The sequence below is a fragment of the Hydrogenophaga intermedia genome (genome assembly GCF_023715105.1).
Classification (GTDB): domain Bacteria; phylum Pseudomonadota; class Gammaproteobacteria; order Burkholderiales; family Burkholderiaceae_C; genus Hydrogenophaga; species Hydrogenophaga intermedia_A.
The window spans coordinates 1-8,955 of sequence record NZ_JAMBNO010000049.1 but is presented as its reverse complement, the minus strand read 5'-3'; the positions used below and the strand labels follow the sequence as shown (position 1 = coordinate 8,955).

The following is an 8,955-nucleotide window of genomic DNA, read 5'->3' as shown; positions in this document are numbered from 1 at the left end:
ACTTCCAGCCCCGCGCCCAGGTGGTCCCCCAGAAAGAAGAAAGCCCCGCCCTGCAAGAGCAGGACGGGGCTTTGAATCAACCTGGCTGAAGGCCTAGACCGTCAACTCCTTAGTCGAACGGCTAGTGCCCGGGGACAGCGGCTTTTCTGGGCGGGCCGCAGGCCCGCGCCGGATCAGGCGGTTTCGCCGAGAACCGAGACGGCCACGTCGACCGTGACGTCGGTGTGCAGGTTGATCTGCACGGTGTAGTCGCCGACGGCCTTCAGCGGACCGTTGGGCATGCGCACCTGGGCCTTCACCACGTCCTTGAAGCCAAGCTTGTGCAGCTCGTCGGCCACATCGTGGTTGGTGACGGAGCCGAACAGGCGGCCGTCCACGCCGGCCTTCTGGGTCAGCTTGAGGTTGGTGGAGGCGAGCTTTTCGCCCATGGCCTGGGCGGCAGCCAGCTTGGCTGCAGCGGCTTTTTCCAGTTCGGCGCGGCGGGCTTCGAAGGCCGCCAGGGCGTCCTTCGTGGCACGGCGGGCCAGGCCGCAGGGAATCAGGAAGTTGCGGGCGTAGCCGTCCTTGACCTTGACCACGTCGCCGAGGCTGCCGAGGTTGGTCACTTTCTCGAGAAGAATCACTTGCATGTCGGGCTCCTCAATCAGACGCGGTGCTGGTCGCTGTACGGCAGCATGGCCAGGAAACGCGCGCGCTTGATGGCGGTGGTCACCTGGCGCTGGTAGATCGCGCGGGTGCCGGTCAGGCGGGCCGGAATAATCTTGCCGTTCTCGGAGATGAAGTCGCGCAGGACGTCGACGTCCTTGTAGTCGACTTCCTCGACCTTGGCGACGGTGAAGCGGCAGAAACGCTTGCGCTTGAACAGCAGCGATTGCGTGTTGCGCTTGGGGCGCTTGTCTTTGTTGAAACGCTTGGGTGCAGCCATGATGGGCCTTTCCTATGTCTTGCTGAATGCTTGGATGTGGAACACCACGCCTTTGCCGGTGCGTGCGCTCGCGAGGAACCCGTCGAAGTTGCCAGCGTCGTTCAAGGCCTGCTTTTGCAGGGTTTCGGCCAATGCGCCGAAAGCCACGGCCTTGAGCTGGAGCTTGACGGTCCGGGGGGTGTCCAGTTCGGTCTGCTGTGACTCGTGTTCGAGCACGAGGTTGAGCACCGGTATGCCTGCCGGGGTGTAGCGCAGGGATTGCACCTGCACCACGACGGCCTGCAACTGGAGACGGTTCACCCGGTTTCCGCGAGCCTCACGCCAGGGGCGTCAGGCGGCCTGCTCCTGCGACTGCTGGGCCTTGCGAGCCTCTTCGCGCTCGACCGTCTTCATCATGGCCGACGGGCCGGTGTCGGCCTTCTTGCGCTGAACGGTCAGGTGGCGCAGCACGGCGTCGTTGAACTTGAAGGCGTGTTCCAGTTCGTCCATCACGGCCTGGCCGGCTTCGATGTTGACGCACAGGTAGTGGGCCTTGGACAGCTTGTTGATCTGGTACGCCAGTTGACGGCGGCCCCAGTCTTCAACGCGGTGGATCTTGCCGCCGCCGGCGGTGATCATGCCCTTGTAGCGTTCCAGCATGGCCGGAACCTGCTCGCTCTGATCCGGGTGGATCAGCAAGACGATTTCATAGTGACGCATGGACTCTCCTTGTGGATGCCCCCGGCCGACCGGAAAAATCCTGGCCGGGGAGGTTGACAGCTGCCCCCAGGCGTCAGCAGGGGTGCAGCAAGGCAAGCCCGCGATTATACAAAAGTAAAAGGGCCCGACCCCACTTCGGGGGCCGGGCCCGGAAGCCACCCGCCAGGCGGGTGGCTCAGGACGCGTCAAGCGCAGATCAGGACATCTTCAGGTTGGGGTAGCGCACGTGCTCCACCAGCTCCTGGATCTTCTTGTTCGGCGCCGGGGTCACGAGGCTGACCAGCACGATCACCGCGATGCCGATGGGCACACCGAAGATACCGGCGGAGATCGGCTGGATGCCCCACCACAGTTCCACCGGCGAGGTCACGCCGAAGACGCCGCGCAGCCAGGGCTGGGTCGTCACCATGTAGTAGAAGGTGACGCCCAGGCCAGCGACCATGCCCAGCGAGGCGGCGATGCCGGTGGCGCGCTTCCAGAAGATGCCGAGCACCAGGGCCGGGAAGAACGCCGCCGCCGCGAACGAGAACGCCGCAGAGACCAGGAACAGGATGTCGGCCGGCTTCTGGGCCGCCACGTAGGCAGCGGCCAGGGCCACGATCAGCAGCAGCGTCTTGGAGATCGTGACGCGGCGAGCCGTCGAGGCGTTGGGGTCGATCATCTTGTAGTACAGGTCGTGCGAGAGCGCGTTGGCGATCGTCAGCAGCAGGCCGTCCGCGGTGGACAGCGCCGCCGCCAGACCACCGGCCGCCACGAGACCGGAGACCACGTACGGCAGGCCACCGATGGCGGGGGTTGCCAGCACGATGATGTCACCGCCGATGCTCATCTCGTTGAGCTGCAGGATGCCGTCCTTGTTGACGTCGGTCACCGACAGCAAGCCCGGGTCGACGCGGTTCCAGGCCGCGATCCATTCGGGCAGGTTGTTGAACGGGGTGCCCACCAGGACGTTGAACACCTCGAACTTGACCAGCACCGCCAGGGCGGGCGCCGTGAAGTACAGCAGGAAGATGAAGAACAGCGACCAGGTCACCGACTGACGAGCCTCCTTCACCGAGGGCACGGTGTAGTAGCGCATCAGGATGTGCGGCAGCGCAGCGGTACCCACCATCAGGCAGAAGATGAGCGCCAGGAAGTTGCGACGCGACTCGTTGAAGGTCTTCTGCGCGGCAGCGTCACCGTTGGGGTCACCCGCGAACTGGGCGGCGTGGCGCGGCATGCCGTTGAGAGGACGTGTCTTGGCGTCGGCAGCAGCCTTGGCGCGGGTCCAGGCAGCCTTGGCGGCGTCCGGGTCCTTCGGCAGATCGGCCAGCGCCTTTTCGGCGGCAGCGATGTCCGCGCTCGGGGCGTTGGTCGCACGCAGGTCGGCGAGGGTCTTCTCGGCAGCGGCCTTGTCGGCAGCCAGCGCGACGGCCGGGTCCTTCAGCTTCTCGGCCAGCGCGTCCGAGCGGGCCTTGAACACCGCGCGCACCTCGAGTTCCTTCGGATCGTTGATCAGACGGGTCTCGGCCTCGGTCACCTTGACCAGTTGCTGGCCATAGATCGCCTGCGGCACCGGCACGCTGGTCTGCTTGACCGACAGCCAGACCACGGGGATCAGGTAGGCAATGATGAGGATGATGTACTGCGCCACCTGCGTCCAGGTCACCGCGCGCATGCCACCCAGGAACGAGCACACCAGAATGCCGCCCAGACCCAGGAAGACCCCGAGTTCGAAGGCCACGCCCGTGAGGCGCGCGGTGATGATGCCCACGCCGTAGATCTGCGCCACCACGTAGGTGAACGAGCAGAGGATGGCGGCGAAGATGCCCAGGAAACGCGGCAGGTTGCCGCCGTAACGCTCACCCAGGAAGTCGGGGATGGTGAACTGCCCGAACTTGCGCAGGTACGGCGCCAGGAACAGCGCCACCAGGCAGTAGCCACCCGTCCAGCCCATGATGAAGGCCAGACCGCCGTAGCCTGTGAGGTACAGCGTACCGGCCATGCCGATGAAGGACGCGGCCGACATCCAGTCGGCGCCGGTGGCCATGCCGTTGTAGACGGCAGGCACGCGGCGCCCGGCCACGTAGTACTCGGCCGCATCGGTGGTGCGGCTCATGATGCCGATACCGGCGTACAGCGCGATGGTGGCGATCAGGAAGATGAAGCCGATCCACTCACGCGAGAGCCCGAGCTGCTCGAGGATGGCCAGAGCGATCACGAAGACGAAGAAGCCGCCCGTGTACCACTTGTAGACCTTGTTGAGCTGCTTCTTGAATGCAGCATTGCCGCCGGCACCGCCGCCAGCGCCTGTTTCAAACATGCCAGCCATGGTTCACTCCTCGCCTTCTTCGACACCGTGCTCGATGTCAAGCTTGTTCATGTACCAGGCGTAGAAGCCGATGATGGCCACGTACACCACCAAAGCGCCCTGTGCGCCCACCCAGAAGCTGAACGGCCAACCGAAGAAGTTGAAGTTCAGATCCCTGGCGAAGTAGCCCACCACGAACGTCACGAAGAACCAGATTGCAAGCAATATGGCCGTGATGTTGAGGTTCTTCCGCCAGTACTGGCGGTGCTTTTCTGTCAATTGCATCGCATCGACCTCCATCAACAAGACCCTCTCGGGCACGTCACGGACACCGCCGTCTCCTCATGGCGGCCTGCAGCCTGTCCGTGTTTTCGGCGTCCGGCTTGCGCTGGACGCCCCTCTTGTCAGCCACCCGGCTACAGCGCGAGACGATCAGGACTGGGGTTGAACCAGTCCGGTCTCGCGTTCCAGCTGGGCGGCCACCTTGGGCTCGAACTTGCGGAGGTGGCGAATGATCTTCGCCGCCTCTTCCGGTTCTTGCCGATCGACATGAACCCGCGCAAGCTGATACCAGCCGTACGGGCTCATGGGCTGCAGTTGGGTGTTGCGCTTGAGCGCGACCACGGCGTCATCGAAGCGCCGCTGGCGGATCAGGCACAGCGCCAGGCCGTACCAGGCCCGGTCGAATTTCTCGTCGATGGCGATTGCCTGGCGAAAGGCCTGCTCGGCCTCGTCGATGCGGCCGAGTTCTTCACGCAGGAAACCCAGGTTGAACCAGCCGGGCGCATGCTGCGGCTGGATCGCGATGACGCGCTCGAGCGCCGCCACGGCCCCTTCGCGATCGCCGAGCGAAGACAGCAGGTGCGCGCGCGTGGCCAGCGCATAGACATCGTCCGCATCAATGGCGAGCAAGGTATCCACGCGTTCGAGCGCCGCCTTGCGGCGGTTGAACACCAGCAGCAGGCGAACCTGCCAGCGCAGCAACCACCGGTTGAAGGCATCGTTCATTTGCACAGCTCCACGCCGATCTGCAGACAGTGCTGGATGCGCAGTGCGGTCACCACGATCCAGGTGAAGGCCAGCACCAGGAAGGCCACCAGAGGCACATGGCGGTCGAGCACGATGCTGCGCGGCGTGATGAGGCGCGCCAGCATCACGAACGGACGGCCGACCTGCGCCAGCAACTGATAAAAGAAGTTCTGCTCGCGCTTGGCGCCCGCCAGCAGGCCCAACACCCACTGACCGAACAACGCCATCAGCGCGATCTCGCAGACGAGCTTGACGATGGAGAGGAAAAGCAGCATCGAAGGGGGTGCCCTGAAGTTGCCGCGATTCTTGGCCGGCAACTTACCGCGCTCTTACAAACGCTGACACCAAGGCCCGCCGGCAGGTCAAACCCTCTCGGGGTTTTCCCGAAGACTGGCTCCCCATTGGTTCGTAAGACCTACAAAGGAAAAACGGCAGGGGAGCCGGCCGTTTCTTGTGCGGTGCGCAAAGGGCGCGTTCAGCTGCCCGCCAGCAGTTGCCAGGTGTCCACCACGGTGTCGGGGTTCAGCGAGATCGAGCTGATGCCCTCGTCGCGCAGCCATTGCGCGAAGTCGGGGTGGTCGCTGGGGCCCTGACCACAGATGCCCACGTACTTGCCCTCGGCCTTGCAGGCGTTGATGGCCAGTTGCAGCAGCGCGCGCACCGCCGGATCGCGCTCGTCGAAGTCGTGCGCGAGCAGTTCCAGGCCGGAGTCGCGGTCGAGGCCGAGCGTGAGTTGCGTGAGGTCGTTCGAGCCGATCGAGAAGCCATCGAAGAACCGCAGGAAGTCCTTGGCCAGCACCGCATTGCTGGGGATCTCGCACATCATGATGAGCTTGAGATCGTTCTCACCACGCTTGAGACCCTGGGCCGCCAGCAGCTCCGTCACGCGCTGCGCCTGGGCCAGCGTGCGCACGAAGGGCACCATCACCTGCACGTTGGTCAGGCCCATGTCCTCGCGCACGCGCTTCAAGGCCTCGCACTCCATGGCAAAGGCCTCGGCGAATTCGGCGCTGATGTAGCGCGCCGCGCCGCGGAAACCGAGCATGGGGTTCTCTTCGTCGGGCTCGTAGCGCGAACCACCCACCAGCTTGCGGTACTCGTTGCTCTTGAAGTCCGAGAGGCGAACGATCACCGGCTTGGGCCAGAACGCCGCCGCGATGGTGGCCACGCCCTCGGCCACCTTGTCGACGTAGAAGGCCCGCGGCGAGGCGTGGCCGCGCGCCACCGATTCCACTGCCTTCTTCAGGTCGGCGTCGATCTGCGGGTAGTCGAGGATGGCCTTGGGATGCACGCCGATGTTGTTGTTGATGATGAATTCCAGCCGCGCGAGACCCACACCGGCGTTGGGAATCTGGGCGAAGTCGAAGGCAAGCTGGGGGTTGCCCACGTTCATCATGATCTTGACGTCCATCGCGGGCATCTCGCCGCGCTGCACTTCGGTGATCTCGGTTTCGAGCAGGCCGTCGTAGATGCTGCCGGTGTCGCCCTCGGCGCAGCTCACGGTGACGAGCGTGCCTTCCTTGAGCGTGTCGGTGGCGTCGCCGCAGCCCACCACGGCCGGGATGCCGAGCTCGCGCGCGATGATGGCCGCGTGGCAGGTGCGCCCGCCGCGGTTGGTGACGATGGCACTCGCGCGCTTCATCACCGGCTCCCAGTTCGGGTCGGTCATATCGGTGACGAGCACGTCGCCGGGCTGCACCTTGTCCATCTCGCTGATGCTGTGCACCAGGCGCACCGGGCCGGTGCCCACCTTCTGACCGATGGCGCGGCCGCTGGCCAGCACCGCGCCCTTGCCCTTGAGCTTGTAGCGCACCTCGGTCTTGCCGGCGTTCTGGCTCTTCACCGTCTCGGGCCGCGCCTGCAGGATGTAGAGCTGGCCGTCGGTGCCGTCCTTGCCCCATTCGATGTCCATCGGGCGGCCGTAGTGCTGCTCGATCACCAGGGCGTACTTCGCCAACTGCTCCACGTCGGCCTCGCTGAGGCTGTAGCGGTTACGCTGCTCCACCGGCACGTCCACGGTCTTGACCAGCTTGCCGGTGGCCGCCTTCTCCTCGGGCGAGCTGAACACCATCTGGATCAACTTGGAACCCAGGTTGCGGCGGATCACCGCGCGCTTGCCGGCTTTCAGCATGGGCTTGTGCACATAGAACTCGTCGGGGTTCACCGCGCCCTGCACCACCGTCTCACCCAGGCCGAAGCTGCTGGTGATGAAGACCACGTCCTCGAAGCCGCTTTCGGTGTCGATGGTGAACATCACGCCCGCGGCCCCCAGGTCGGAACGCACCATGCGCTGCACACCGGCCGACAGCGCGACGTCGGCATGGGCAAAGCCCTTGTGCACGCGATAGCTGATCGCGCGGTCGTTGTAGAGGCTGGCGAAGACTTCCTTCATCTTGTGCAGCACATCCTCGATGCCGACCACGTTGAGGAAGGTCTCCTGCTGACCCGCGAAGGAGGCGTCGGGCAGGTCTTCGGCGGTGGCCGAGGAGCGCACCGCGAACGAGGCCTTGTCGTTGCCGGCGCTCAAGGTGGCAAAGGCCTCGCGGATTGCCTTCTCCAGATCGGCCGGGAACGGCTGGGCCTCGACCCAGCCGCGGATCTCGGCGCCCGCCGCGGCCAGCGCGCGCACGTCCTCGGTGTCGAGCGCGGCCAGGCGCGCGTTGATGCGCTCGGTGAGGCCACCGTGCTGGAGGAACTCGCGAAAGGCGTGCGCGGTGGTGGCAAAGCCCGTGGGCACCTTCACCCCGCTGGGCAACTGCGAAATCATCTCGCCAAGACTGGCGTTCTTGCCGCCGACCGACTCGACGTCGGTCATCCGCAATTTTTCGAAGGGCACGACCAGCGCGGTCGGCTCGAACAGGTTGGACATGGAAAGGCTCCTGAGGTTGAAAAACCGGGGGCTCCATGCGCCAGCGCGTGACCTGTGGTTCTGTTGTGGGTCGGCCGCCAGGCAGGGCAGAAATTCGCTCGCGCAGCGCACCGGATAATGGCCGCGACGCAAAACTGGCGATTGTAAGGACGGCTCCCTCATGCCCCACCGAACGGTATTCTTCGTCTCAGACGGCACCGGCATCACGGCCGAAACCTTTGGCAACGCCATCCTGGCGCAGTTCGAGGCCAACATGCGCCGTGTGCGCCTGCCCTTCCTGGACAGCGTGGACAAGGCACACCAGGCGGTGCGCCAGATCAACCACACGGCCGAGGTCGAGGGCAAGCGGCCGCTGGTGTTCACCACGGTGGTGAATGACGAGGTGCTGGCGGTATTCGAGCAGCACTGCCGGGGCATGCTGCTCGACATGTTCGCGACCTTCGTGCAGCCGCTGGAGGTGGAGCTGGGCATCAAGAGCAACCACCGGGTGGGCCGCTTTTCCGACGCCTCCAAGAGCAAGGCGTATCACGACCGCATCGAGGCCATCAACTTCTCGCTTGCGCACGACGACGGGCAGAGCAACAAGGACCTCGAGGAGTCCGACGTGATTCTGGTGGGCGTGAGCCGCAGCGGCAAGACGCCGACCTCGCTGTACCTGGCCATGCAGTACGGCTTGAAAGCCTCCAACTACCCGCTGATCCCGGAAGATTTCGAGCGCCGCCGGCTGCCGCCGGCCCTCGCGCCGCACCGCAAGAAATTGTTCGGCCTGACCATTGCCCCCGAGCGACTGAGCGAGATCCGCAACGAACGCCGGCCCAACTCCCGCTATGCAAGCCTGGAGAACTGCCGCATGGAGGTGTCCGAGGCCGAGTCGATGATGCGCCGCGAAGGCATACGCTGGCTCTCCACCACCACCAAGTCGATCGAGGAGATCGCCACCACCATCCTTCAGGAACTGCGGCCCGAACGACTCGAATACTGAGCCGGTTTTCATTCATGTTTGGGAAACGACTTAAGGAAGGTCTGCACAACCTCGACCCCACTTGTGTGATGTGAGACATTGCCGCCATGAAGCAATTGAGCCTGGGCGAGAGCGGATTCGAGCGCAAGACCAAGCGAACGCGCAAGCGCGAGTTCCTGGAC

General features: G+C 64.7%; 10 protein-coding genes. 1 reads left to right on the top strand and 9 read right to left on the bottom strand.

The window, feature by feature from the left end; all coding sequences use genetic code 11:
• Positions 1–173 precede the first annotated feature (173 nt).
• From rplI to ppsA, 9 genes are all read right to left on the bottom strand, one after another.
• Positions 174–629, bottom strand: coding sequence for a 50S ribosomal protein L9 (gene rplI / locus M3149_RS22210; protein WP_251711547.1), 456 nt, complete (start codon positions 627–629; stop codon positions 174–176).
• 14 nt (positions 630–643) lie between these two features.
• Positions 644–925, bottom strand: coding sequence for a 30S ribosomal protein S18 (gene rpsR, locus M3149_RS22205; RefSeq protein WP_251711546.1), 282 nt, complete (start codon positions 923–925; stop codon positions 644–646).
• 12 nt (positions 926–937) lie between these two features.
• A complete protein-coding gene (priB, locus tag M3149_RS22200; protein ID WP_251711545.1) occupies positions 938–1,225 on the bottom strand; it encodes a primosomal replication protein N in 288 nt (95 codons plus the stop codon).
• Between the two features lie 30 nt (positions 1,226–1,255).
• Positions 1,256–1,624 carry a 30S ribosomal protein S6 gene (rpsF, locus tag M3149_RS22195; protein ID WP_251711544.1) on the bottom strand — a complete coding sequence of 123 codons (369 nt, stop codon included), beginning with the start codon at positions 1,622–1,624 and terminating at the stop codon, positions 1,256–1,258.
• A 196-nt stretch (positions 1,625–1,820) separates the two neighbouring features.
• Positions 1,821–3,935, bottom strand: a complete 2,115-nt coding sequence (locus tag M3149_RS22190; protein WP_251711543.1) for a sodium:solute symporter family protein — start codon at positions 3,933–3,935, stop codon at positions 1,821–1,823.
• Between the two features lie 3 nt (positions 3,936–3,938).
• Positions 3,939–4,199 (bottom strand): DUF4212 domain-containing protein, encoded by a 261-nt coding sequence (locus M3149_RS22185; protein ID WP_251711542.1) that lies wholly within the window; start codon positions 4,197–4,199, stop codon positions 3,939–3,941.
• Between the two features lie 147 nt (positions 4,200–4,346).
• Positions 4,347–4,922 carry a tetratricopeptide repeat protein gene (locus tag M3149_RS22180; protein ID WP_251711541.1) on the bottom strand — a complete coding sequence of 192 codons (576 nt, stop codon included), beginning with the start codon at positions 4,920–4,922 and terminating at the stop codon, positions 4,347–4,349.
• Entirely contained in the window at positions 4,919–5,218 is a 300-nt protein-coding gene (locus M3149_RS22175; protein WP_251711540.1) for a hypothetical protein, read from the bottom strand. Before M3149_RS22175 ends, M3149_RS22180 begins: the two co-directional genes overlap by 4 nt.
• 200 nt (positions 5,219–5,418) lie before the next feature.
• Positions 5,419–7,812 (bottom strand): phosphoenolpyruvate synthase, encoded by a 2,394-nt coding sequence (gene ppsA / locus M3149_RS22170; RefSeq protein WP_251711539.1) that lies wholly within the window; start codon positions 7,810–7,812, stop codon positions 5,419–5,421.
• Positions 7,813–7,972: 160 nt separating this feature from the next.
• On the opposite strand from ppsA, the gene ppsR reads away from it, so the two are divergent.
• On the top strand, positions 7,973–8,794 hold the full coding sequence (gene ppsR / locus M3149_RS22165) for a posphoenolpyruvate synthetase regulatory kinase/phosphorylase PpsR (RefSeq protein WP_251711538.1): 822 nt from the start codon (positions 7,973–7,975) through the stop codon (positions 8,792–8,794).
• Positions 8,795–8,955: the final 161 nt, after the last annotated feature.

Excerpts from the sequence above, each read along its gene's own strand:
- rplI (WP_251711547.1), bottom strand. The coding sequence starts at position 629 with ATGCAAGTGATTCTTCTCGAGAAAGTGACCAACCTCGGCAGCCTCGGC.
- rpsR (WP_251711546.1), bottom strand. The coding sequence starts at position 925 with ATGGCTGCACCCAAGCGTTTCAACAAAGACAAGCGCCCCAAGCGCAAC.
- rpsF (WP_251711544.1), bottom strand. The coding sequence starts at position 1,624 with ATGCGTCACTATGAAATCGTCTTGCTGATCCACCCGGATCAGAGCGAG.
- M3149_RS22190 (WP_251711543.1), bottom strand. The coding sequence starts at position 3,935 with ATGGCTGGCATGTTTGAAACAGGCGCTGGCGGCGGTGCCGGCGGCAAT.
- M3149_RS22185 (WP_251711542.1), bottom strand. The coding sequence starts at position 4,199 with ATGCAATTGACAGAAAAGCACCGCCAGTACTGGCGGAAGAACCTCAAC.
- M3149_RS22180 (WP_251711541.1), bottom strand. The coding sequence starts at position 4,922 with ATGAACGATGCCTTCAACCGGTGGTTGCTGCGCTGGCAGGTTCGCCTG.
- M3149_RS22175 (WP_251711540.1), bottom strand. The coding sequence starts at position 5,218 with ATGCTGCTTTTCCTCTCCATCGTCAAGCTCGTCTGCGAGATCGCGCTG.
- ppsA (WP_251711539.1), bottom strand. The coding sequence starts at position 7,812 with ATGTCCAACCTGTTCGAGCCGACCGCGCTGGTCGTGCCCTTCGAAAAA.
- ppsR (WP_251711538.1), top strand. The coding sequence starts at position 7,973 with ATGCCCCACCGAACGGTATTCTTCGTCTCAGACGGCACCGGCATCACG.